A 23741-nucleotide genomic window follows, 5' to 3' on the forward strand; every position below is an offset into this window, starting at 1 on the left:
TGTGCTGCGCATTAAAATGAATTTTTCCCTTTTGTGTAAAAAAAATATCGATTTATTAAATTTTAAATAGTCTTTTTTGTTAAAAATGCAATAATTTGAACTATGTTGTAAGCGAAAACGTGCAAATTGACCGTTTTTTTATGTTTTTTATCGATGTTTTATACGAAAAAACGCCTTAATTTCGATTAAATTAAGGCGTTTCAGTATGTTACGAAATTTTTAATTTTTGCCTCTTATTTATTCTTTAAGAAGTGGTTTAGCAAAAATGAAGTCGAGCTATCATGATTCTTAACAGTTTTAGAATTGATCTCGTCTAAAATAGAATTTGCCAATTGTTTGCCTAACTCAACTCCCCATTGATCAAAGCTAAAAATATTCCAGATAACACCTTGAACGAAAATTTTGTGTTCGTATAATGCAATTAATGATCCTAAGCTTTTTGGTGTAAGTTTTTGAATCAAAATAGTATTCGTTGGTTTGTTTCCTGTAAAAACTTTAAACGGTCTTAAGTAAGATGCTTTGTCAGCAGAAAGTCCTTGTTTGTCAAACTCCGCCTGAACTTGTGCTTCTGTTTTTCCATTCATTAAAGCTTCAGTCTGAGCAAAGAAGTTAGACATTAATTTATTATGGTGATCTTCGTTACCATAAAGAGGTTTTACAAATCCCACAAAATCTGTTGGGATTCTTTTTGTTCCTTGGTGAATTAATTGGAAGAAAGCATGTTGTGAGTTTGTTCCTGGTTCTCCCCAAATGATTGTTCCAGTTTGATAGTTAACAGGTTTTCCATCACGACCGACACTTTTTCCATTGCTTTCCATAAAAGCTTGTTGTAAATAAGGAGCAAGTTTGTGTAAATATTGCGTGTACGGAATCAGAGCTTCGCTCTCAGCACCATAAAAATTATTGTACCAAACACTTAACAAAGCTAAAATAACGGGAATGTTTTCATCAAATTCTGCCGATTTGAAATGTTGATCCATTTCATAGGCGCCATTTAATAAATCATTATAATTGTCAAATCCAACAGCCAAAGCAATGCTTAAACCAACGGCACTCCAAAGAGAAAATCTTCCGCCAACCCAATCCCACATTGGGAAAACGTTGTCTGGATTAATTCCGAATTCTGTTACATTTTTAATGTTTGTAGAAACCGCTACGAAGTGTTTTGCAATGTCTTCTTGAGAAGCCGATTTCAAGAACCATTCTTTTATAGTTTCTGAATTCGAAAGCGTTTCTTGAGTAGTAAAAGTTTTAGAAACAATCACGAAAAGTGTCGTTTCAGGATTTAGTTTTTTGATAACTTCATTTACGTGGTCACCGTCAACATTCGAAACGAAATGCGTGTTTAGGTGATTTTTGTAAAATTGTAAAGCTTCAACCGCCATTACTGGACCAAGGTCAGAACCACCAATTCCGATATTTACGATATCAGTAAAAGCTTTTCCGGTATATCCTTTTCTTTGCCCAGAAATTACTTCTTGAGTAAAGTTTTTGATCTTATTTTTTACTTCGTAAACTTCAGGAATTACATTTTCTCCGTCAACATTAATCACAGCCGATTCTGGTGCGCGCAATGCTGTATGTAAAACTGCACGGTTTTCTGTCTGATTGATTAATTCTCCTCCAAAATATTGAGCAATTGCATCTTTCAGTCCGATTGAGTTTGCTAATTCTAATAAAAGAGAAACCGTTTCCTGACTAATATTATTTTTTGAATAATCTACTAAAAAATCATTCCATTGTAAATTGAATTTTTCTGCACGTGCACTATCTTGTTGAAACAATTCTTGTATTGTGGTTTCGTGAATTGCGTTATAGTGGTTTTGTAGATTTTTCCACGCTTCAGTCCCAGTTGGGTTTGTTGTGTTTAAAGCCATTTTTATCTATAATTGAGTTTGTTTTCTGAAACACAAAAATACTGAAATAACTTTTAAAAGGGGAGCGGTTTGCAATTATATAACAATTAGTTACGAAAACGTTTTATGAATGTAAGTCATAACTTTTTCCAGACAACTTCTGCTGTTACCGATTTACCTCCTTGCGTAGTATTGGTCACCGCATATTTAAGTTCGTTGTTCGCAAAAGTGTATAATCTCTTTTGAATTGTTCCTTCCCAATTTGGAAACGATGCCGTTTTTATTATAAAAGTTATAGTCTTATTTGTTTCGTCAATTTCATATGCACCAAAATGCGAATTGCTTCCTTGTACAATTGCAGCGTTTTCTTCGGGCGTACATTTGTTTTTATCTCCAGATGCAATTTTTGCCCTTTTATCTTTATAAATCTGAACCGCATAGTTTCCTTTTTCATCAAAGAACAAAAAGCCTTTCGGATTTGCATCGTATGGAAGACTTTTTGTCCCGTCAGAATTTGTGTTTTCAACCGAAACCAAAGTCCATGAACCTGAAAATTCAGATTTTTTTTGTGCGTGAATTGAATTTAAAATCAAAAGCAGTAGAATCAAAATTGCGTTTTTCATCTTTTAAAAATTTAATAGTTTACTTTAATAATTTCTCCATTTATAGTTTCTTCAATACTTTTCGCATAAGCATTTATTAAATTTTCAGTCGGGATATCAGCAACTTTTGCTGGACTGATAACATTTATTCTGATTCCTCTTTCCAATTCCAGCGAAGCCGTCAGAACAAAACTGTTGATTCCGCCATTTACAATAGCTTTACTTGCATTGTTTTTGACAGGTTTATCGCCCATTTTTCCAGAAGTGAGTGTAATTGATCCGTTATCGTTTAAGTATTTTTGTCCAATTAAAACCAGATTAACTTGTCCAAGCAATTTGTTCTGAATGCCGATATTTAGTTTTTTTTCGTCAAGCGAAAGTAAATCACCTGTGTAGCAATCGCCCGCAACACAAATGCAAGCATCAATGTTTTTAACTTCTTTAAATAATTTTTCAATCGAATTTGAATCTGATAAGTCGATTCTGAAATCTCCGCTGTTTCTTCCAGCCGAAATTATTTCATGATTTTTTGCAAAAGCAGGATGCAGTATTTTGCCAATTTCTCCATTTGCGCCAATTAAAAGTATTTTCATTTTGCAGATTTTTAGTTTGTTATCTGAAACAAAATTAAGAGGTTAGCATTCGCTTAAAATTGTACTTATTGGTACTAAAATTGTATTTTTACATAATGACAAACAAGAATTTATATCTTCCTTTTGAAGTTGATTTTAAAGAATTGGAGCAGTTTCCGAAAACAATTCGGAAAAACAATTTCTTTGAATTGATTTATATTGTTGATGGAACAGGAATTCAAGTTATTAATGACAATAAGTTTCAATATCGAAACGGAAATCTATTTTTGGTGACGCCGCAAGATGTGCATTCATTTGAAATTGTAACACCAACAAAATTCTTCTTTCTTCGATTTAATGAATATTACGTAAAAGCAGGTTCTCAAAATGGGCAATCTGAGGCCGTTTTGCGAATGGAGTATATTCTTCAAAATGCAAGTCATCGTCCAGGTTGCATTTTGAAAAATCAAATTGATAAACCTTTAATTGCTTCATTAATTGACAACATAATCAGTGAGCAAAACAATCAGCAGATTTATCATCAAAAGATTATTGAGCAGATTGTAAATACAATTATTACAATTGTTGCGAGAAACATTGCTTTGAAACTCCCAAAGAAAATTAAAGAAACAACTGGAGAAATGGTTCTTGAAATTCTACATTATATTCAAGAGAATATTTACAATCCAAAAGAGTTGAAATCAGAAAAAATAAGCGAACATTTCAATATCGCGCTTAATTATTTAGGTAAATATTTTAAAAAGCAAACGGGTGAAACACTGCAAGAATATATTGCAAACTATAAATTGAGATTAATTGAAGCCAGACTTTTGAACAGCGATATGCGAATTAATGAAATTGCAGATGAATTAAATTTTTCTGACGAAAGCCATTTAAACAAAGTCTTTAAAAAACATAAGGGAATGAATCCTTCGGAATTTAGAAAATAATATTCCTAGTAATTAAGAGGTTTAATTACCAAAATTTCCACCAAGGTTTTTTATTAATCTCTATGATTTTCTTCGAAACATCGACATCAATTCTTTTTGGAGATTCAGTTTTAATTTTAGAATCATCAAAAAAAAGTTCGCCATTATCACTCATTCCGAGTGGAGATTTTGTTCTTTCTTTCCAATTTTCGGTCTGTAATTCCGGAATTAAATCAGTATCGATTTTTTCGCGAAAGCGTTTTTGAGCTTTTTCTATAATTTCTTCTTCTAAATTTGACGTTGAATTTTTGAAAAGTGAAATCGAATTGTCAGGAATATTTAAAAGAAAGATTTGTGTTTTATCACCGATTTTCTGAATGTCCAATACTTTAAAATAGGCGATTGAGTCTAAAAGAAAATGTCCAATTTTTGCTGAATCAGGATTGAACTTTGACAAATCTTTGGCATGCGCGCTTGCAATTAAATATCTCAAATTTCCCGAAAGCCCTCCACCAATCGAACTCATGTCGGTAAATCCTTTTTCTTGAATAATCTGTCCGACTTTATAATTTAAAATGAAACTTTCAGGAAGATTTGTGTCTCTGTAGAATAGTTTTAAACCAGAAAAAGTTTCATGGTAAATGGTTTTGAGGCGTTCGTTTTTCATGGTTTTCAATAGTATAGAATAGATGTTAATATCTCCATTTTCTAACGATGTCTTTTCCAAATAAATCTTCCGCAATTTCTTCAGTCCATTTTTCAACCTTTTCTTGTCCAACTTCACCGAAAAGATCAGCTTGAGCAAAAATCAGACACCCTTTAATATAATCATCAACATTTTGGAACATTTTTGTAATGTAAGGTCTTGTGTCATGATCGTAGTAGTAGATCTCTTTTGTTTCGCTGTGAAAACAGAACATATTTCCATTTCCTAGGTAATCGCTAAACGTAATTAGGTGTGGAAGCAAAATTTTATCTTCTTTTGAGAATTCAGGTCCATAAGGGTTGTCTTCTTTCCAAATATCTTTCATCCACATAATATCTTCAAAGCTTTGTAATTCTTCACCAATATCAGCAATTCCAAAAATATTATAAAAAGTTTTCAATCCGCTTGGCAAGCTAGTTTCTAGACGCTTCTCTAAATTTTCAATCTCCTCAATTGAAATTGGAGATTTTAGTGCATTGCTCCAATTTTGTGCTAGTGATTCAATTATTAATTTTGATTTTTCATCCCAGCCAGTATTGCCTATTTTTTCAAAAGGAATAATAATGTCACTTTTCTGATTGATGTCTATCATGATTGTTTTTTGGTAAAAAAAAGGATTTATTCTTATAAATTACCAATGCTATCCAACTCTCTTTTCAGAGGTTCAATCTGAGTCATAAAACGAGTTCTGTCGTTTCCTGTCAAAGATTCTCCAGTTGGAAGATTCAAGCGAAGTGCATCTACTTGAACGCCGTTTTTCCAAAAACGGTAACAAACGTGCGGACCAGAAGCTAAACCTGTGCTTCCAACCAAACCAATTGTCTGTCCTTGGGTAACGCGCTGTCCGCGACGAACCAAGATTTTTGACATGTGTAAATATTGAGTAGAGTAGGTTCCGTTGTGTTTTACTTTTACAAAGTTTCCGTTTCCGGCAGTATATCCTGTAGCTTCAACAACTCCAGATGCTGTAGTAGAAATTGGCGTTCCTGTTGGAGCCGCATAGTCGGTTCCTTTATGTGCTTTCCAAGTATGCTGTACCGGATGAAATCTATTCATGGTAAATCGAGAAGTGATTCGGCTGAATTTGATTGGTGTTTTTAGGAAGAAATTTTTAAGAGTTTTTCCTTGATCGTCATAATATTCAATTTTTCCAGAAGTTGTGTCTCTTTCAAAAGGGAAGGCATAAACGATTTTACCTTTATATTCAAAAAATGCCGCTTCAAGATCCTCAACACCATCATAGGTTTTTCCGTTAATGAAACGTTCTGTGAAAATTAATCCGTAGCGATCGCCTTTTTTAAGTTTGAAGAAGTCGATAGACCAAGAAAATACTTTTGTAATTCTGCTAGCCAAAGCGGTTTCGACATCTTCGCCTCCTAAAGTTTCAGATAATGAAGTTTTTAAAACGCCTCCAATAATTTTTCTTTTTAAAGTTACTGGTTTTATTTTTTTATAAGCTTTCGCAATACTATCTCTGAAATCAATTACATAATATGTTAATGCATCAGGTTGATATATAAAAGCTTGAAGATTGTTGGTTTTATTTTTGGCGCGAAGTAAAGTAAAAGGTTTGCCGTAACGAATGCTTCTAACATTAAAAGAATCTTTTACTTGCTCAACAATATCATGCACTTTTTTGTCTCCAATATTTTGGCTTTGCAAGATTGAGCCAAAAGAATCTCCTTTTGAAATAGTGTCATTAACAACATTAAAGTCTGCGTAATTAAAACCGAATTCTATTTTTTTGGTTGCTGGTTTAGTAATTTTTGCTTCTACTTTTTCTTCTTCTTTTTTGCATGAAAAAATAGAAAACAAGACAATTAAAATTACGACTGCTTTTTTCAAACTTTATAAATTTTTTGTGGTGAAATTAAACTTCAGTTTCATTTCCCCAATTGGACAATTCTTCTTCGGTCCACAATTTAGGAAAAAAGATGCGTCTTTGGTATTTTGGGTGCATATATTTTTGCCAGTCGCTTCCTCCTGTAGCTTCTCCATTGCCTTTTCCGCTTTCCAAGATGTATTTTCTTGCAGTATTAAGATGCTGCATTACCCAAGTAATGTTTACCGTTTTGTCATAATGGCGCATGGCATCAATCAATGCTGCATTTTGCTGGTCTTCAATAGGTAATTGGATGAATTTTTGCCAAAGGTTTTTTGTTTTAAAAGAAGCCATTTGTCTTAAAAACTGCTCTTTGTATTTCTTTTCAAACTCATTCAATAAATATGATTTTTCGCCAGTGTGATAATCTTTTCCGGCAGCTTGCCAATAAAGGTGTTCAAAGCTGGTTTCCAAATCGGTATTTTCATCAAAGTTTGCTTTGTATCTTCGGTCTGTCAAATTGATAACATCTGTAGAAGCAAATTCGATTAGTCTATATTGTGCACTCTGGAACCCGCTTGCTGGCGTAAGCGTGTTTCTAAATTTCATGTATTGATCTACTTCCATTCCGTTTTCCATAATACTGAACGAATTGGTAAGCATGTCAAAATATCTTGTAATTCTTGATAATCTTTCGCTGAAAAAGTCAACCTGAATGTTTTCTGTTTCGGCAACTTGGTCAATTTCCCACAAAATCATTTTAAAGATTAATTCGTTTACCTGATGATACATGATAAAAACCATTTCGTCAGGAAGTGTGGTGCGCTGAATTTGTAAATTTAATAAGGCATCAGTTTGAATGTAATCCCAATAAGTAATTGGTTTGGCCCAAAGCAATCCTTCTAACTGAACATCAGTTTTTTGATTTATGGCTTGAAATTTTAGGTCAATTTCTTTTAAAATTGCTTCAGAATGATCTGTAGGGTTCATTATTTTTTTGCTTTAAGTGGACTTTTTAATCCTTTATATTCATCGAGATCGGCTTTAAGAGAACCTACTGCCAAATCTGCTTTAATTCTAATTGGAACTTTGTTTACATCGTCTGTTATCCAGAGTGTTAAGCTTTCTTTTTCTTTAAATACTCTGCCTGTCTGCACTAATGGTTTGAAGACCATCGTAGAAACCGTCCCAAATTTAGTCGTAATATCTTGACGACCTATATATTTTAACTTAAATTTTGTGATTTCATCATCAAAAAACATATCGATTGTAATGGCATCACCCGATTTAAGTTTGTCAATGTTTGGATGGTTTCTCAAAAAGTAAAATGCAGATACAATATCTTGTACATCTTCTGTTACAATAATCGTTTTTTCTGATTTGCGTTTATAGTCTTTTACTAAAACTCGATTTTCGTTTTGATTAAAAAAACCTTCTTGATTTTTGGTGTACCCGCCTTCGTCAATTTTTCTAACATAGCGGTATGGTTTTCCTGTTTCTTTGTCAAAATAACTTTCGTATAAATCTTCTACTTTAAAGAAAAACTTAGACATTCCGGTTGTGTAACCTCTTCCAATAGAGTGAAATACCTTTTTGTTGTTGATGGTTGCATCTTTAACTTCAAGAGTTGCATATCCAGCATTTACAATTCCGTAATGTATTCTAAATTTAAAATATTCTCCAGTATCGAAAGCGTCTTCTTTTTGAGGAGCGAAAGACAATATTGTTAGTGCTAATATAATGAGGATGAGCTTTTTCATAGTACATTCTTTACGTTTTATTATAAAGGTAGATAAATGCAAATTCTATTCCAAATGTACCAAAACAAAAAAACTCAGTCAAAGATGACTGAGTTTTTATGCTATTAACTAACCAAAAAACTATAAATTATGAAATTTATATCAATTCGGAAGGAAACCACCCCTTCCTGATTTGCGAGTGCAAAGATAGATAGAAAGTTCAAAAATCAAATAGCAAAAGTCAAGTTTAACATAACATTTGCAAAAAAATCATCGTTTTTTGGCGAATTATGCTGTTTTGTGCATCAAAATTAACAATTTACAGCGTTCCTCTCAATTCTTGCTCTCTTTCGATAGACTCAAAAAGGGCTTTAAAGTTACCTGCACCAAACCCTTTTGCACCCATTCTCTGAATAATTTCGAAGAAAAGCGTCGGTCTGTCTTGAACTGGCTTCGTAAAAATTTGCAATAAGTAACCATCTTCATCGGCATCAACCATTATCGCTAATTTTTCGATTTCGTTCAAATCCTCTTTCATCATGTCCATGTGAACTCCCAATCTTTCAGGGATTGCTTCATAATAAGTATGAGGAGGAGCAGATAAAAATTCTACACCACGTGCTCTCAGTTGAGATACAGTTTTAATAATATCATCTGTTGCAATGGCAATGTGCTGAATTCCAGGTCCGCCATAAAAATCTAAATATTCTTCAATTTGAGATTTTTTCTTTCCTTCAGCTGGTTCGTTGATTGGGAATTTAATTCTTCCGTTTCCGTTAGACATTACTTTACTCATCAAAGCAGAATACTCTGTAGTAATTTGTTTGTCATCAAAAGATAAGAAATTCACGAATCCCATAACTTCCTCGTAGAATTTTACCCAAGTATTCATTTCATTCCAACCTACATTTCCAACCATGTGGTCGATATATTTTAAACCAGTTGATTCTGGGTTAAAATCAGATTTCCATTCTTTATAACCTGGCAAGAAAACGCCATTATAATTTTTTCTTTCTACAAAAATGTGAACTGTTTCTCCGTAAGTGTAAATTCCAGAACGAACCACCTGACCAAATTCATCTTCTTCAACAGTTGGTTCCATAAAAGAACGCGCACCACGTTTCATAGTTTCTTCGTAAGATTTTGTAGCATCTTCAACCCAAAGCGCTGCCACTTTTACTCCGTCGCCGTGTTTTTTCAAATGTTCATTAATTGGAGAATCTGCTGTTAAAGGTGTTGTCAAAACAATTCTGATTTTATCTTGCTTCAAAACATAAGATGCTCTGTCTCTTACTCCAGTTTCCAATCCAGCATAAGCCAATGATTGATATCCGAATGCAGATTTATAATAATGTGCAGCTTGTTTAGCATTCCCTACATAAAATTCTACATAATCTGTTCCTAATAATGGAAGGAAATCTTGTGCTCCTTCAAATATTTTCTCTAATCCGTATTCTACTGATTTTACTTCTTTGCTCATAATTAGATAATTTGATAATGAGAAAATGAGATAATTCTTGAAATGCGTTAATTTTCTAATTGACACATTTTCTAATTTTCTAATTCCTCCTTGATGTTGATATTATTTTATTTAAAATTTTTAAAATTTCTGAAAGATCATTTAATAAACGTTTGCAATTTGGATATTCTCTATGAGCATCACATAAAAACAGCCAATACTCTGTTTCGTCTGCTTCCTTGATTGCAATTTTTAGTTTATGAATAAAATCAGCTTTGCTTTCTGCATTTTGTGACTCTTTAGAATTTGCTCCAATAGATGTTCCGCTTTTTAATAACTGATTTGCAATTACGAATTTCTTTTGATCTTGAAGTTCTGTTGTGTAATCAATTATGTTTAGTGCGAAATTGAAAGTTTTAATTAAAAGAGCGTTGTCTTTGTATTTTTCGTTAAAAGTCATTTTGGGCAATTAGATAATTAGTCAATGTGTTAATGAGATAATTTTTATTTTATAAGCTTAAAACTACAATAATTATTTAAATTATTTAATTTATGCGCTTTGCAAAATATTATCTAATTGACAAATTGCCACATTTTCTAATTATTCAGTCCAAGATTTGTAGTACTGACCATCATCAAGTCCCATCGCTTCTTCAGTAACCATTAACGGACGGAAAGTATCTACCATAACGGCTAATTCCTGAGTTTCTTTGTGACCAATACTGCGTTCCATCGCGCCTGGCGCTGGTCCGTGTGGAATTCCTTTTGGGTGTAAAGTGATATGACCTTGCTCAATGTTATTACGGCTCATAAAGTCACCATCAACATAATATAGTACTTCGTCAGAATCTATATTGCTATGATTGTACGGTGCCGGAATGGCTTTTGGGTGATAATCGTAAAGCCTTGGGCAGAATGAACAAACTACAAAAGTTGCTGTTTCAAAAGTTTGGTGTACTGGTGGCGGTTGGTGAACACGCCCAGTTATAGGTTCGAAATTGTGAATTGAAAATCCGTAAGGGAAATTGTAGCCGTCCCAGCCTACAACGTCAAACGGATGTGTGGCATAAACCACTTCATGAATCATTCCTTCTTTTTTGATTTTAATTAAAAAATCGCCTTTTTCGTCATGAGTTTCCAATTCGTTAGGCAGAATAAAATCACGCTCGCAAAATGGAGAATGTTCTAAATGTTGTCCAGATTGGTTTTTATAACGTTTAGGGGTATAAAAAGGAGAATATGATTCTACGTAAAATAGTCGATTATCTTCTGTTTCGAAATCAATCTGATAAATAATACCGCGAGGAATAATTAAATAATCGCCATATTCAAACGGAATGTTTCCTAACATGGTTCTTAATTTTCCTTTTCCTCTATGGATGAAAAGCATTTCATCGGCATCGGCATTTTTATAGAAATAATTTCGAAGCGATTCTTTCGGCGCAGCTAAACCTATGATGCAGTCTTTATTGACTAACATAGCTTTTCGGCTATCCAGAAAATCATTTTCAGGTTTTAATTCGAAACCTTTAAAAAGAAGCGATTTTATATTTTTTCCGATTGCAATTTTAGGTTCAACCGAATAAGAGTTTAAAATTTCTTTGACCTGTGTTGGTCTGTGCACGTGATAGGATAATGACGAATGCCCATGAAAACCTTCGGTTCCAAATAATTGTTCGTAGTAAAAACCTCCATTTGGTTTTTCAAATTGGGTGTGTCGCTTTTGAGGAAAGTCCCCAAGTTTATGATATAGTGGCATGGCTTTTTCAATTAGATAATTAGTAAATTAGATAATTCGAAAATTTGAATTGCAGAGATAATAATCAGTTCAATTTTTGCAATTGACTGATTATTTCAATTCGATAGAGCCATTACTCAGGATTTCTCTTGATGAGGAATTGAAGATACTCTAATAAACCTGTCCAATTTGTTTTCATTATAACAAATGTCGTAATTTTTTCGGAGTAAAAATAAAAATTATATTATTTATAACTATAAAATAACTTAGTTTTTTTGATATAATTTTTATGATATAAAAAAATAGGCAGAATTTATTGAAGTATTCTCGATTATACTACTAAAATTGAAACCCGATGCTAAACCATGTAAAGCTTTTTGACATTTCTGGAGACCAAGATTGTTTTACTTCGATCGGACCAATAATGGTTTCTAATCCATAACCAACTGCGTATCCGGTATATTTTGGCATAGAAACCCAATCGACAGAAGAAAAAATATCATCACCTAAATTGGCAAAATTAGCCGATACATTGATGTGATTTTTCTTGAAGATTTCATAATCAATATTAATATCGGCTTTGATATAACTGTTGCCAGCGATGCTTAAAAAATCATACCCGTAGAAATAATTGAAATTATTTATTTTGTTATAGCCATAGCCTCCAAATATAAAATCAAAAAACGGAACACTATCGCTGCCAATGTTAAATCCGGCATCGGTTCCAAATTTTATGGTCGCTTTTCTAAATAGCGGTCTAACAATCGACACCTCGGCTTTTGCAATCGAAAAAGGTTTAAATTGTTTGGTGTAATCTGATGATGCCATATAGGTTTGCACATCTGTAGAAAAGTATAATCCAGAACTTGGATAATATTTTTCGTCTAGGGAATCGTATTTTAAATAGGCAAAGGCACTAAGATAATTGCTTTTTTCAATGATGTTGTCTTCGTTGGTAAGTGTTGGCGAACTAATTTTTAGATATTTATATTCTAAACCACCGCCCATTAAAAATTTCTGCACAAAAATAGTCTGGAAATAGGCCTGATTAGTGATGTCCATGAAGTCAACATTAATAAGGTTTACATTTGGGGTCTCTTTAAGAACACCGCTCAAACTGGTAGTTACATTTCGATTAAATTGATTCAATCTGGAACGGAAGCCAAAACTGATATTAAAGCCATTTTCTACATAATAGTTAAAATCATATCTGAAATTATCACCTAAAATGATATCCAAGGAAGTAACATCGTTTTTTAAGAAAGTCTTTTTATGCGTAAGATTTAATAAAATTGCACTTTTGTAAAGTCCGTCATAATGAAGTCCAAGTTTTAAATAGGTCTGCGTTGGATTCTCCTTTAAAACCAAATCAAGATCGTCTTTCTCTCCATTCGGCTGAAGACAATATGAAATCGTGCTAAAGTTTTGTGTAGCGTTCAAGTTGTTTATCCCAGTTTTAAGGCCGTCGTAAGTGACAGTGCTTCCTGGTTTGAAACGAAGTTTACCGCGAATGTATTCTTTAGTATAATTTTCTAGTTTGTCTGTATTTATATTCTGAATATGAAGCGTATCTGTTCCTACTTTTAGTTTTGGTTTTTTATAAAAGTTGTTTTCATCTGTCAATGATTTAATTTTTTCATAAACAGCAAAAGCGGCTTCTTCTCCTTTTCTGATGATTTCTTCTCCTCGGTCAAACGAAATAACACCAAAATCGCGAATATCTGGTCGAATATAAACATCAGTATCTTTTACTTTGCTTTTCATTTTCTCAATAGACTGCAGATTGGTAATCTGAACCAAGATTCTAGTGGCATTTTTCAGGTTTTTCCTTTTCAGCAAATCGTCTTGAACATCAACACCAATAATAATATCTGCACCAAGATTACGAACTTCTTGTATAGGATAATTGTTTACGACACCACCATCAACCAACAGATTTCCATCAATTTCAACGGGAGTAAATAGAGAAGGAAAAGCTGAACTCGCCATCATGGCTTGAACAAGATTTCCTTTATTCAATAAAACTTCTTCGCCCGTTTCGATATTAGTTCCAATACATAAAAACGGAGTTGGCAGTTTGTTGAAATCACGAACATGGCGCACGTTTCTAGTTAAACTACTTAACAAATTATAATTGTACATTCCTTTTGAAAGTGCTTCAGGAATACCAATTCTAAAGTTACTAAATGGCAAAACGATTGCATATAACTCATCATTCTTTTTACCATAAAAATTCTTAGATGAACGCGGAATATAATCGTTTATTAATTCGTCAAAATTGGTTTGTTTGAAAATTGAATCGATTTGCGAAGCATTGTAACCAGAAGCATAAAGTCCGCCAATTACAGATCCCATACTGGTTCCGCCGATATAATCAATTTTAATTCCGGCTTCTTCCAGAACTTTCAAAACTCCAATATGGGCAAAACCTTTGGCGCCGCCGCCGCTTAAAACCAAACCAATTTTAGGTCTTTTTACACTGTCTTTTTTTATTTCCTGCGAAAATGTTTCCTGCGAAAATAAAAATGTCATTATGAAAATGAGTGTTGACACGCCCCAGATGGAAATGGAAAACTGCGAGAGGCAAAAGGTCATTTTTTCCTGCCAAAAAAGAGCGACCCAAGAAGCTCCTTTTTTGGAATTGGAAAAAAATCCTTTTGACCGAGTATTTGAAATGGACAGCTGGTTAAGGCGCATAAGCGATTAGCTAATTAGTTTTATAAAAGTCGGTATTTTTTGACTTTAAATGTGTTGCGTTACTCTGATTTACTTTTTAGAAGTGTTAATTTTTTGTTCTTGTCATATATCCAGAAATCCGTATGATTTTTTGCTCCACCTCTGCAGCTTGATGTAAGGATCTTTTTTGTTTTATCAACTTTTATATCACAAAACATATCGCATTTTGGATTAAAGTTTGACGGAAATTTTAAACTCTCAAATTGCTTTGCTTTTGAATCATAAACAAAAATCTGATAAATGGTGTAAACTCCCATTCCGTCATCAGTATGGAAAACGGCAAAATCTGAAAAACCATCAAAATTATAATCATTTATTTCTAAATGTGATGGTTTTTCAGTTATCGAAGCTTCCAGATTATGAATAAGCTGAACTTGTTTGGTTTTTGAATTTTGAATTTTTAATGTTTCAAAATCATCTGCAAAATTTATTTTAAATTCACTTTTGTCTTTTTGCACAACAGAAATTTCATTTTGGCTGTATGAAACTGCAAAAATGAAAAGCAAACCAATATGTAAAAAGTGTTTTTTCAAAATGAATCAGTTCTCTTTAGGGTGATAAAATTCGACAATTTTTTTGGCTTTAGAAACACCTACAACAGCTGAAATTTCTTTTTCTGTAGCCAATTTCAATCTTTTAACACTTTTAAAATGTTGTATTAACGTAGTCATGGTTTTTTCGCCAATTCCAGGAATGCTTTCTACAGAAGAATTAAGTGCCGATTTGCTTCGTTTGTCCCTATGGAATGTAATTCCGAATCTGTGCGCTTCGTTTCGTAAATGCTGAATCACTTTTAAAGTTTCTGATTTTTTGTCCAAATATAATGGAATCGAATCGCCAGGATAGAACAGTTCTTCCAAACGTTTTGCAATTCCTATAATAGCGACTTTTCCGCGTAAGCCTAAATCGTCGATACTTTTTAATGCTGCCGAAAGCTGTCCTTTTCCGCCGTCAATAATAATTAATTGCGGTAAAGGTTCGTTTTCATCCAATAATCTTTTGTAACGGCGATATACGATTTCGGTCATCGAAGCAAAGTCGTTCGGACCTTCAACGGTTTTGACATTAAAATGTCGATAATCTTTTTTGCTCGGTTTTCCGTCTTTAAAAACGACACAAGCCGCGACTGGATTGGTTCCCTGAATGTTGGAGTTATCAAAACATTCGATATGGCGTGGTTCAGACGGAAGACGCAAATCTTTCTGCATCTGCGCCATAATTCGGTTTACGTGACGATCAGGATCTACAATCTGTAATTGTTTTAATTGTTCGATTCGGTAGAATTTAGCATTTCGAATAGACAAATCCAGAATCTGTTTTTTGTCTCCAAGCTGCGGAACGGTTATTTTGATATTTTCGCCTAAATCCATTTCAAAAGGAACAATGATTTCTTTTGATAATAGCTGAAAACGCTCACGAAGTTCTACAATGGCCAGTTCAAGTAATTCTTCATCACTTTCGTCCAACTTTTTCTTCATTTCTAAAGTATGCGAACGAATAATTGAACCATGAGAAATCTGAAGGAAATTGACATACGCGGCACTTTCGTCAGAAATAATCGAGAAAACGTCAATATTGGTAATTTTCGGATTGATAATGGTAGATCTGGATTGATAGTTTTCTAAAACTTCAATCTTTTCTTTTATTTTCTGTGCTTCTTCAAATTGTAAATTCTGTGCATAAGTATTCATTACTTTCTTAAAATCCTTCAAACTTTCTTTGAAGTTTCCTTTCAGGATTTCGCGAATCGCATTGACTTGCTTTTGGTATTCTTCCAATGGTTCCAAACCTTCGCAAGGTCCTTTGCAATTGCCAATATGATATTCCAGACAAACTTTAAATTTTCCTGAATTAATATTCGATTCGCTTAAATCGTAATTACAAGTTCGAAGCGGATATAATTCTTTAATTAAATCTAAAATAGTATGCACTGTTTTGAAACTGGTATAGGGGCCAAAATATTCGGAGCCGTCCTTGACCATGTTTCGTGTTGAAAATATTCTCGAAAAAGGTTCTTTTTTAATACAGATCCATGGATACGTTTTGTCATCGCGAAGTAAAACATTGTATCGCGGCTGAAGCGTTTTAATTAAATTGTTTTCTAATAAAAGCGCATCGGTTTCAGTTGGAACAACGATGTGTTTTATTGTTACGATTTTTTTTACCAATACGTTGGTTTTGGCAGTATCGTGAATTTTATTGAAATAGGAAGAAACCCTTTTTTTTAAATTTTTAGCTTTTCCGACATACAAGATTTTCCCGTCTTTATCATAATATTGATAGACGCCTGGATTATCAGGCAGCGTTAAAATTTGAAGATCTAAGGACGGTTTTTGCATTCTATTGTGTTTCTGAAGATGTTCGAGAAGCTTTTCAAAAACCATTCCGATTTCTAAATGAAGCTTAACATTGAATTAGTTTCAAATTTACAAAATCAAAAGAATAATTTCTATATTTAGATTTTATAATTCACATGAAAAATAATGCTCCATTGGTTATTTTCGGCGAATCGATTTTGCCGGGAGAACATAGAACCATAAACGTCGAAATTGCTAGACTGCATACTACAACAAAACTTAATATTCCTGTTATTGTGCGCCGTTCCAAGCACGAAGGTCCTGTTGTTTTATTTTCAGCCGGAATTCATGGCGATGAAATTAACGGTGTCGAAATTGTTCGTCAGATTATCAGTAAAAAAATTAACAGGCCGTCGCGCGGTACCATTATCTGCATTCCGGTAATCAATATGTACGGATTTGTCAACAAATCTAGAGAATTTCCAGACGGACGTGATTTAAATCGCGTTTTTCCCGGAAGTAAAAAAGGTTCACTTGCCAGCCGATTTGCTTATCATATTGTCGAAGAGATTTTACCAATTTTAGATTACGCAGTCGATTTTCATGCAGGTGGCGCAAGCCGTTTTAATGCTCCGCAAATCAGAATTACAGAGAATAATCCCGAATTGAAAGTTTTGGCCGATATTTTTAATGCGCCTTTTACGCTGTATTCTAAAAATATAAACGGTTCTTTCAGAAAAACTTCTGAAAGTGCCAATGTGAAAATGCTGCTTTTTGAAGGTGGAAAATCGTTAGACATTAATAATGAAATTGCAAATCAAGGAGTTTTAGGAACCAAACGTTTGCTTCATTATTTAGGAATGCTCGATTCTAAACAAATTGTTGAACCAGCATTAACGCCTACGATTTATATTAAACAGTCAGTTTGGCTTCGCGCGAAATGTTCTGGACTGCTGCATGATTTTAATCTCGTTGGAAAGTTCGTAACCAAAGGCACAATCTTAGCCATAATTACAGATCCGTTTGGGAAGTTTGAACAAAAAGTCAAAGCGCCACATGATGGTTATGTAATTAATGCCAATCATTCGCCAATTGTTTATGAGGGCGATGCCATTTATCATTTATCTAAAACTCCAGACAATGCCGACGAGTAAAAAAGAACTTCGCATAGAATATAAAAATCTACGTAAAGCACTTTCTTTTGATGAAATAGAAGAAAAAAGTTTGGCAATTGCCAATCAATTGATTCAAATGCCAATTTGGGATAAAAATTATTATCATGTTTTTCTTCCAATTGAAGAGCATAAAGAAGTAAATACTGAATTTATCCTGCATTTGCTTTCTGGAAAAGACAAAGAAATTCTGATTTCGAAAAGTGATTTTGAAACCAGAAGAATGACTCATTTTCTTCTAACAGACAATACTAAAATCAAAAAGAACGAATACAATATTCCAGAACCTGTTGACGGAATCGAAGTGCCTTCTTCTAAAGTTGAAGTTGTCTTTGTACCGCTTTTGGCTTTTGATATTCATGGAAATCGAATTGGTTACGGAAAAGGTTTTTATGATAAATTCCTTGCCGAATGCAAACCTGAAACTTTAAAAATTGGACTTTCATTTTTTAAAGCCGTAAATCAGATTGATGATGTTTTTGAATCAGATATTAAATTAGATTATTGCGTTACACCAGAAAAGATTTATCAGTTTTAATTTTACATTCCGGTATTCTGTAGAGACGCACCGCAGTGCGTCTAACACATAGAATATAAATTACTGCCACAGATTACAAGATTAGAAAGGATTAATCTTTTAAAATCATTTAATCTGTGGCAAAAAATAAATACTCATTCCAGTGCATCTGACACAATGTTTGTCGATATGCTTGACGTAGACGCACTCCAGTGCGTCTCTACAATTCTGTATGGACAAAAGATAGAATTACATTTCACTTCTCACATTTCTCATTTTACAAAAAACAAAAAAATATTTTCAGCCAAAAATCCCTTTAAAAATAAGGGTTTCTCATTTTATTTTCACGTAAGAAAAATATTTGTAAAAAATTTGGCACGATTTTGATACTCGAAAAATTGCAAATAATCGCCTCTAGTAAATCCGGAATGCTAGTCCTTATTTGAAGCCTATAACCTTTTATTAATTTTTTAAAAACTTACTTTATGAGAAATCTTAATTTCTTTATGATGGCATTCCTCGCACTTACTATTTTCGGCTGTAAGAAGGCTGATTACTCTGCCGCGGAGGTTGCAGATTCTACCGCAGTTGCGGTAGCAACGACCGATTTAATTGAAGAGGAAAATTATATTCCTGAAACCAATACAGAAAGCTACGCAGAATTAGAAGAAAATCCATTTGAATCTCCACTGAAAGAACCACTTTCTACTTTTTCTATCGATGTTGATAATGCATCTTATACCAATATCCGCCGATTTATAAACGAAGGACAAAAAGTGCCTAAAGATGCTGTTCGTGTTGAAGAAATGATCAATTTCTTTAAATATAAATATCCGCAGCCAGAGGGTGAACATCCGTTTGCGATTAATACGGAGTATAGCGACTGTCCGTGGAATAAAAACAGTCGACTGTTAAAGATTGGTTTGCAGGGAAAAAACATTCCGATGGCAAATTTGCCGGCTACTAATCTAGTTTTTTTAGTGGATGTTTCGGGTTCTATGGATGAACCAAACAAATTGCCTTTGCTAAAAGAATCTATGAAGGTTTTAGTGAAAGAGCTAAGAAGTATTGACAAGGTTTCCATCGTAGTTTATGCGGGATCTGCAGGAGTAGTTTTAGAACCAACTTCTGGAGATAATAAAGACGAAATTATGGATGCTTTTGATGATTTGCATGCAGGAGGAAGCACAGCAGGAGGAGAAGGAATTGAACTGGCGTACAAACTAGCACAGCAGAATTTTATAAAAGAAGGAAACAATAGAGTAGTGATTGCTACTGATGGAGATTTTAATGTTGGAGCTTCTTCTGATGATGATATGCTGAAATTGATTGAACAAAAAAGAGAATCTGGAGTTTTCTTAACCGTTTTAGGTTTTGGAATGGGGAATTATAAAGACAGTAAAATGGAAATTTTGGCTGGCAAAGGAAATGGAAATTATGCTTACATCGATAACATTCAGGAAGCAAATCGTTTTCTTGGAAAAGAATTTAAAGGATCAATGTTTGCTATCGCGAAAGATGTAAAAATCCAAATCGAATTTAATCCGAATCATGTTCAAGCGTATCGATTGATTGGTTATGAAAACCGAAAACTAAATGCAGAAGATTTTAAAAATGATAAAATTGATGCAGGTGAATTAGGTAGCGGACACTCGGTTACGGCTTTGTATGAAATAGTTCCAGTAGGTGCAGAGAGTGATTATGTTACTTCTGATTTAAAATATACTAAAACGCCAAAAGCAATTGAAAATCATAGTGATGAGTTGGCGACTGTAAAATTTAGATATAAAAAACCTGATGGCAATAAAAGCATTGAAATCGTAAATATTATAGCAGATAAGAAAACAGACTTAAAAAATAGCTCTCAAGATTTCAAATTTACAACTGCGGTTTCTTGGTTCGGATTAAAACTACGCGATTCAAAATATATTGCCAATAGCTCAAGTTCGGATATCAAAAGCTTGGCAAAATCTGGTTTGTCAAATGATGAAGATGGCTACAGATCTGAGTTTGTACGATTGGTTGATGCGGTGAATTAATCATTAAATTCTAAAAAAGAAAAATTCCAAACTCCAACTTAAAATTGGAATTTGGAATTTTTTAAAATCTATTTTACTTCTTTAATTGTTGAAGAATCAATCCAACCTTGTGTTCCGTCTGTCAATTCGATTTTTTTCCAGCCTGCAACACTTTCTAAGACATAAACTTTTGCTCCTTCGTGCAATAGAATAATACCATTTGCTGATTTTTGAGGTTCATGTCTCACTTGGCTTAATTCAGAAAATACAATAGCAACACGATCGTTTTCAAAATGATTTTTTTCAGACATTCCAGCTGAAATACTTAAAACAAAAGCGACCAAAACGATAAACATTCCAACAAAATAAATCCTTTTTGCAAGCGTAGCATTCGAAAAATAGTACCCAATAAAACTCAATAAAAAGACAAAACCAAGCACAACAGAGATTTTAGCCCAAGTATTATAATCAAAAATGGAAGTAAAATTCTGGATCAGTTTGGCGAAACCTACTTTCGGAACTTCTTTGATTTCGTCAATCGTCAGTTTTTTGGCAAATTTTAGATTGTTTAAAGTCTCAGGATCATTTGGTTTAAGAACCAAAGCCTTTTCATAATTATAAATCGAAGGTGCAACCTGATTTAGTTTGTAATAACAGTTTCCAAGATTAAAATACACTTCGGCAGAATGTAATTTATCTTCTTTTATGATGTTCTCATAAACTTGCGCAGCTTCTTTATATTGCCCTTTTTGGTACAATGCATTAGCCGATTCAAAGCGACCTTGCGCAAAGAAAACCTGCGAGATGAATAAAAAGAGATATAATATGTTTTTCATCTTATTTTGTTTAAACCTAACAGGTTTTTAAAACCTGTCAGGTTTGTTTTATTACGTTTAAACAATCTGTTTTTCTAATTCAGAAATAATCATAACCGCTTTATCATAATCCTGTTGAATAGAAGCGCTCGAAGCTGGTGCATAACGGGCAAATTCGCAATTTTCAGTCAAAGCAATAAAATTCTGAACCGTTTCTGCATTGGCATTTCTAGACAATAGCAATTCTCTAATATTGTCTTTGCTCATTTCTGAAGTTTCAATATGCAGTTTTGCTTTCAAGAAATTATGCATTGCTTTTTCTAATGCGATATAGAAAGGCTCTTTGTTGTTAAGATGTTTCTTCGCTTGCGATAGATATTTCTTAGCCAGTTTATTGTTCATTCTAATTCTATTTCCAGTAACATCACTATCCATGGCTTCTTTTTTCTTTCTAGCTAAAATGATGATCGGAATAATGATAAATGGAGCAAACAGTAACCCTAAATACAGATTTGAATCATAAAAATCTTTTTTCTCAATAGGAATTAAGGCCGTTTTAGATTTAATATTTTTGAATTGATCTGCTTTTGCTATAACATTTTTAGAAGCCGTTCCTGTATTTGCTTCAGCAGGCGTTGGTCCGTCTAAAACATCAATCATAATTTCTTTTGAAGTGATGGTTTTATAAGTACCCGTACTCAAATCAAAATAAGAAAACTGCATTGGTTTGATCGCATATTTTCCTCTGTATTGCGGTACAATAGTATATTTATCTGTAATTCTTCCAGACATACCAGTCAAAGAAGTAGTCACGTTTTCATCATGAACCGGATCATACATTTCCAACGCATTTGGCACAACTGGTTTTGGAAGCGTAAATAACTTCATGTTTCCAGTTCCCTGCGCACTTACGATTAGATCAAGGCCTTCACCATTTTTAAGTGTTGTTTTTGATGGAGTAACGGTAAAATTCAATCTTCCGACAGCACCAGTAAATCCTTCCGGTTTGCTGCTTTCAGGAAGTGGTCTTACATTGATAGTTCTGGCGCCAGCAGAAACTACTTTATTGTCTTCTGTAATGATCATTTGACCAAACATATCACGGCGATTTGTTGGCAATTGTACACCAATATCTAGTGAAAGAGGTTCAATAGTAAGCTTTCCTGATTTCTGAGGATATAAAATGGTCTTTTTTAAGATTACATAATAAGCCTGCTGTCCTTGGAAAGAGCCTTGTTGTACAGAAAGCTGTTTAACATCAATATTCTGATTCCAGAAATCATTGTATTTAGGTTTTGCCAGTTCTTTAAAACCAGTAACGCCAATATTATTAAAATATAATTTGTAAACGACTGTAATAGGTTCGTTTACGTACGGATTTGTTTTTGATATTTCGGCAACGAGTTCCAATAATTCATTTCCAGAACCTTGTGGTCTGTCATTTGGATCTCTTTCCTGAGCCACTGCATTGGTTACTGTAACCTTTATTGGGGTAGTTTTATAAACTTGGCCATTGAATTCTATAGCGGCCTGTTTTATTGTAATGGCACCTTTTCGCTCTGGCTGTAAGATATAAGAATATATTTTTTGAAAAGAGCTTCGGCCATTTACCCATGATTGGCTAATTTGTTGGCTTGGCCCCGCAACCATTCTAAATCCCTCAAAAGAAGGTTGCTCGAAATTGTCTCCGTCCACATTCATGATAAAATCTATGCGAAGTCTTTCATTTATTCCAAGCGAGTTTTTGCTGACTCTGGCTTCAAATTGTACCTGAGCCATTAGTCCCTGAAAAGCGAGTAGAAATAGAATTAGGTATCTTTTCATTACTTGTTTAATCGTTGTTTATTTTAACTGTTTAATCGTTTAGTCGTTTGAATATTTCTTTTAATAAACATTAACGACTAAACGATTTAAATTATTTTACCAGTCTTTTTCTGTTTTCTTAGGACTGCCTTTTACTTTTTGAGCGTTTACTTTGTCCTGAATTTTCTTCTCTTCATTATTTACCGCATCTAATAAATTCTGAACACGCTCTTTTGATATTCCGCCAGGCTGTGGTTTTGGCTGTCCTTGGTTGTCAGATTTATCATCTTGCTTAGGATCATTTTTGCCATCTTTTTTGTCTTTGTCCTGGTCGCCTTTATCGTCTTTTTTATCCTTGTCTTTATCTTTATTGTTGTCCTTGTTTTTGTCTTTATTTTTATCCTTATCCTTGTCTTTGTCCTTGTTTTTATCTTTGTTCTGATCGTTTTTAGGTGGATTTTCTTTTAGTTTTTGTTTGGCGTAAGCATAATTGTAACGTGTTTCATCATCGGTTGGATCGTTACGTAGCGCTTGTTTGTACGCTTCAACTGCCTGCGTATAATCTTTCTCTTTCATGAAAGTGTTTCCAAGATTATGATAAGCCTTGTGTTTCTCGGGTCTCGTTTTGGCATTTTTTATCGCTTTCGCGTAAGCAAATTTAGCTTCCGAAATCTGATTTTGTCTGTAGATGGTATTTCCTAAATTGTATGGAGCAGCAGATTTTTTAGGAAATTTTGATTCCGAAATTCTATAGTTTGCTTCAGCATCAGTAAATTTATTCTGCTTATATTCTTCATTCCCAGCAGGCAATGTTTTGTCTTTTTCTTGAGCAGCAGCTGCAAAAGAAACGGTTAGTAAAATATAAAGGAGTAAATTTTTCATTCTAGTTTTATTTTTTTTCGCCACGAATTTGCTTCGCCTATTCACTATCGTTCGGGTCACTAATTGGTGCTAATTTTT

General features: G+C 33.6%; 21 protein-coding genes. 4 read left to right on the forward strand and 17 right to left on the reverse strand.

The genetic code is table 11. The features are described from left to right. Positions 1-233 precede the first annotated feature (233 nt). The 3 genes from pgi to RB618_RS06655 all read right to left on the reverse strand — a co-directional run bounded on the left by pgi (position 234) and on the right by RB618_RS06655 (position 3051). On the reverse strand, positions 234-1877 hold the full coding sequence (pgi, locus tag RB618_RS06645) for a glucose-6-phosphate isomerase (RefSeq protein WP_308068038.1): 1644 nt from the start codon (positions 1875-1877) through the stop codon (positions 234-236). 116 nt (positions 1878-1993) lie between these two features. Further along, positions 1994-2479, reverse strand: coding sequence for a lipocalin-like domain-containing protein (locus RB618_RS06650; RefSeq protein ID WP_308068039.1), 486 nt, complete (start codon positions 2477-2479; stop codon positions 1994-1996). Between the two features lie 11 nt (positions 2480-2490). Next, the gene (locus tag RB618_RS06655) at positions 2491-3051 is read right to left on the reverse strand and encodes a short chain dehydrogenase (RefSeq protein WP_308068040.1); all 561 of its coding nucleotides are present in this window, start codon (positions 3049-3051) and stop codon (positions 2491-2493) included. Between the two features lie 95 nt (positions 3052-3146). Between RB618_RS06655 and RB618_RS06660 the strand changes: the two genes are divergently transcribed. Next, on the forward strand, positions 3147-3980 hold the full coding sequence (locus tag RB618_RS06660; protein ID WP_308068041.1) for an AraC family transcriptional regulator: 834 nt from the start codon (positions 3147-3149) through the stop codon (positions 3978-3980). A 25-nt stretch (positions 3981-4005) separates the two neighbouring features. On the opposite strand, the gene RB618_RS06665 is transcribed toward RB618_RS06660, so the two are convergent. The 11 genes from RB618_RS06665 to uvrC form a co-directional block, all read right to left on the reverse strand. Next, positions 4006-4626: a hypothetical protein gene (locus RB618_RS06665; protein ID WP_308068042.1), complete on the reverse strand. Its 621-nt coding sequence runs from the start codon at positions 4624-4626 to the stop codon at positions 4006-4008. Positions 4627-4651: 25 nt separating this feature from the next. Next, positions 4652-5257 carry an SMI1/KNR4 family protein gene (locus tag RB618_RS06670; RefSeq protein WP_308068043.1) on the reverse strand — a complete coding sequence of 202 codons (606 nt, stop codon included), beginning with the start codon at positions 5255-5257 and terminating at the stop codon, positions 4652-4654. Positions 5258-5289: 32 nt separating this feature from the next. Beyond that, positions 5290-6510, reverse strand: a complete 1221-nt coding sequence (locus RB618_RS06675) for a peptidoglycan DD-metalloendopeptidase family protein (protein ID WP_308068044.1) — start codon at positions 6508-6510, stop codon at positions 5290-5292. Between the two features lie 25 nt (positions 6511-6535). Then, a complete protein-coding gene (locus RB618_RS06680) occupies positions 6536-7477 on the reverse strand; it encodes a tryptophan 2,3-dioxygenase family protein (protein ID WP_308068045.1) in 942 nt (313 codons plus the stop codon). Continuing rightward, the gene (locus RB618_RS06685; protein WP_308068046.1) at positions 7477-8247 is read right to left on the reverse strand and encodes a DUF3108 domain-containing protein; all 771 of its coding nucleotides are present in this window, start codon (positions 8245-8247) and stop codon (positions 7477-7479) included. Before RB618_RS06685 ends, RB618_RS06680 begins: the two co-directional genes overlap by 1 nt. A gap of 298 nt (positions 8248-8545) precedes the next feature. Continuing rightward, a complete protein-coding gene (gene hppD, locus RB618_RS06690; protein ID WP_308068047.1) occupies positions 8546-9706 on the reverse strand; it encodes a 4-hydroxyphenylpyruvate dioxygenase in 1161 nt (386 codons plus the stop codon). Positions 9707-9785: 79 nt separating this feature from the next. After that, positions 9786-10145, reverse strand: a complete 360-nt coding sequence (locus RB618_RS06695) for a four helix bundle protein (RefSeq protein ID WP_274254640.1) — start codon at positions 10143-10145, stop codon at positions 9786-9788. 141 nt (positions 10146-10286) lie between these two features. Beyond that, entirely contained in the window at positions 10287-11444 is a 1158-nt protein-coding gene (locus RB618_RS06700) for a homogentisate 1,2-dioxygenase (protein ID WP_308068048.1), read from the reverse strand. A gap of 318 nt (positions 11445-11762) precedes the next feature. Then, a complete protein-coding gene (locus RB618_RS06705; RefSeq protein WP_308068049.1) occupies positions 11763-13955 on the reverse strand; it encodes a patatin-like phospholipase family protein in 2193 nt (730 codons plus the stop codon). A gap of 224 nt (positions 13956-14179) precedes the next feature. Beyond that, a complete protein-coding gene (locus RB618_RS06710; protein ID WP_308068050.1) occupies positions 14180-14692 on the reverse strand; it encodes a hypothetical protein in 513 nt (170 codons plus the stop codon). 6 nt (positions 14693-14698) lie between these two features. Further along, on the reverse strand, positions 14699-16498 hold the full coding sequence (gene uvrC, locus RB618_RS06715; protein WP_308068051.1) for an excinuclease ABC subunit UvrC: 1800 nt from the start codon (positions 16496-16498) through the stop codon (positions 14699-14701). A gap of 134 nt (positions 16499-16632) precedes the next feature. Between uvrC and RB618_RS06720 the strand changes: the two genes are divergently transcribed. The 3 genes from RB618_RS06720 to RB618_RS06730 all read left to right on the forward strand — a co-directional run bounded on the left by RB618_RS06720 (position 16633) and on the right by RB618_RS06730 (position 20184). After that, positions 16633-17610, forward strand: a complete 978-nt coding sequence (locus tag RB618_RS06720) for a succinylglutamate desuccinylase/aspartoacylase family protein (protein WP_308068052.1) — start codon at positions 16633-16635, stop codon at positions 17608-17610. After that, entirely contained in the window at positions 17597-18166 is a 570-nt protein-coding gene (locus tag RB618_RS06725; protein ID WP_308068053.1) for a 5-formyltetrahydrofolate cyclo-ligase, read from the forward strand. Before RB618_RS06720 ends, RB618_RS06725 begins: the two co-directional genes overlap by 14 nt. A gap of 464 nt (positions 18167-18630) precedes the next feature. Further along, positions 18631-20184 (forward strand): VWA domain-containing protein, encoded by a 1554-nt coding sequence (locus RB618_RS06730; RefSeq protein WP_308068054.1) that lies wholly within the window; start codon positions 18631-18633, stop codon positions 20182-20184. 68 nt (positions 20185-20252) lie between these two features. Here the strand turns inward: RB618_RS06730 and RB618_RS06735 are convergent, their stop codons facing one another. The 3 genes from RB618_RS06735 to RB618_RS06745 form a co-directional block, all read right to left on the reverse strand. Then, complete coding sequence (locus tag RB618_RS06735; RefSeq protein WP_308068055.1) at positions 20253-20999, reverse strand: tetratricopeptide repeat protein; 747 nt, start codon at positions 20997-20999, stop codon at positions 20253-20255. A gap of 57 nt (positions 21000-21056) precedes the next feature. Beyond that, positions 21057-22802 (reverse strand): BatD family protein, encoded by a 1746-nt coding sequence (locus RB618_RS06740; protein ID WP_308068056.1) that lies wholly within the window; start codon positions 22800-22802, stop codon positions 21057-21059. Positions 22803-22898: 96 nt separating this feature from the next. Further along, positions 22899-23663: a tetratricopeptide repeat protein gene (locus tag RB618_RS06745; RefSeq protein WP_308068057.1), complete on the reverse strand. Its 765-nt coding sequence runs from the start codon at positions 23661-23663 to the stop codon at positions 22899-22901. Positions 23664-23741: the final 78 nt, after the last annotated feature.

The organism is Flavobacterium sp. LHD-85 (genome assembly GCF_030929595.1).
Classification (GTDB): Bacteria; Bacteroidota; Bacteroidia; order Flavobacteriales; family Flavobacteriaceae; genus Flavobacterium.

Coding starts and splice junctions, on each gene's coding strand:
- RB618_RS06720 (WP_308068052.1), top strand. CDS start 16,633: ATGAAAAATAATGCTCCATTGGTTATTTTCGGCGAATCGATTTTGCCG.
- RB618_RS06655 (WP_308068040.1), bottom strand. CDS start 3,051: ATGAAAATACTTTTAATTGGCGCAAATGGAGAAATTGGCAAAATACTG.
- RB618_RS06740 (WP_308068056.1), bottom strand. CDS start 22,802: ATGAAAAGATACCTAATTCTATTTCTACTCGCTTTTCAGGGACTAATG.
- uvrC (WP_308068051.1), bottom strand. CDS start 16,498: ATGCAAAAACCGTCCTTAGATCTTCAAATTTTAACGCTGCCTGATAAT.
- pgi (WP_308068038.1), bottom strand. CDS start 1,877: ATGGCTTTAAACACAACAAACCCAACTGGGACTGAAGCGTGGAAAAAT.
- hppD (WP_308068047.1), bottom strand. CDS start 9,706: ATGAGCAAAGAAGTAAAATCAGTAGAATACGGATTAGAGAAAATATTT.
- RB618_RS06685 (WP_308068046.1), bottom strand. CDS start 8,247: ATGAAAAAGCTCATCCTCATTATATTAGCACTAACAATATTGTCTTTC.
- RB618_RS06725 (WP_308068053.1), top strand. CDS start 17,597: ATGCCGACGAGTAAAAAAGAACTTCGCATAGAATATAAAAATCTACGT.
- RB618_RS06705 (WP_308068049.1), bottom strand. CDS start 13,955: ATGACATTTTTATTTTCGCAGGAAACATTTTCGCAGGAAATAAAAAAA.
- RB618_RS06735 (WP_308068055.1), bottom strand. CDS start 20,999: ATGAAAAACATATTATATCTCTTTTTATTCATCTCGCAGGTTTTCTTT.
- RB618_RS06730 (WP_308068054.1), top strand. CDS start 18,631: ATGAGAAATCTTAATTTCTTTATGATGGCATTCCTCGCACTTACTATT.
- RB618_RS06745 (WP_308068057.1), bottom strand. CDS start 23,663: ATGAAAAATTTACTCCTTTATATTTTACTAACCGTTTCTTTTGCAGCT.
- RB618_RS06695 (WP_274254640.1), bottom strand. CDS start 10,145: ATGACTTTTAACGAAAAATACAAAGACAACGCTCTTTTAATTAAAACT.
- RB618_RS06665 (WP_308068042.1), bottom strand. CDS start 4,626: ATGAAAAACGAACGCCTCAAAACCATTTACCATGAAACTTTTTCTGGT.
- RB618_RS06650 (WP_308068039.1), bottom strand. CDS start 2,479: ATGAAAAACGCAATTTTGATTCTACTGCTTTTGATTTTAAATTCAATT.
- RB618_RS06670 (WP_308068043.1), bottom strand. CDS start 5,257: ATGATAGACATCAATCAGAAAAGTGACATTATTATTCCTTTTGAAAAA.
- RB618_RS06660 (WP_308068041.1), top strand. CDS start 3,147: ATGACAAACAAGAATTTATATCTTCCTTTTGAAGTTGATTTTAAAGAA.
- RB618_RS06700 (WP_308068048.1), bottom strand. CDS start 11,444: ATGCCACTATATCATAAACTTGGGGACTTTCCTCAAAAGCGACACACC.
- RB618_RS06680 (WP_308068045.1), bottom strand. CDS start 7,477: ATGAACCCTACAGATCATTCTGAAGCAATTTTAAAAGAAATTGACCTA.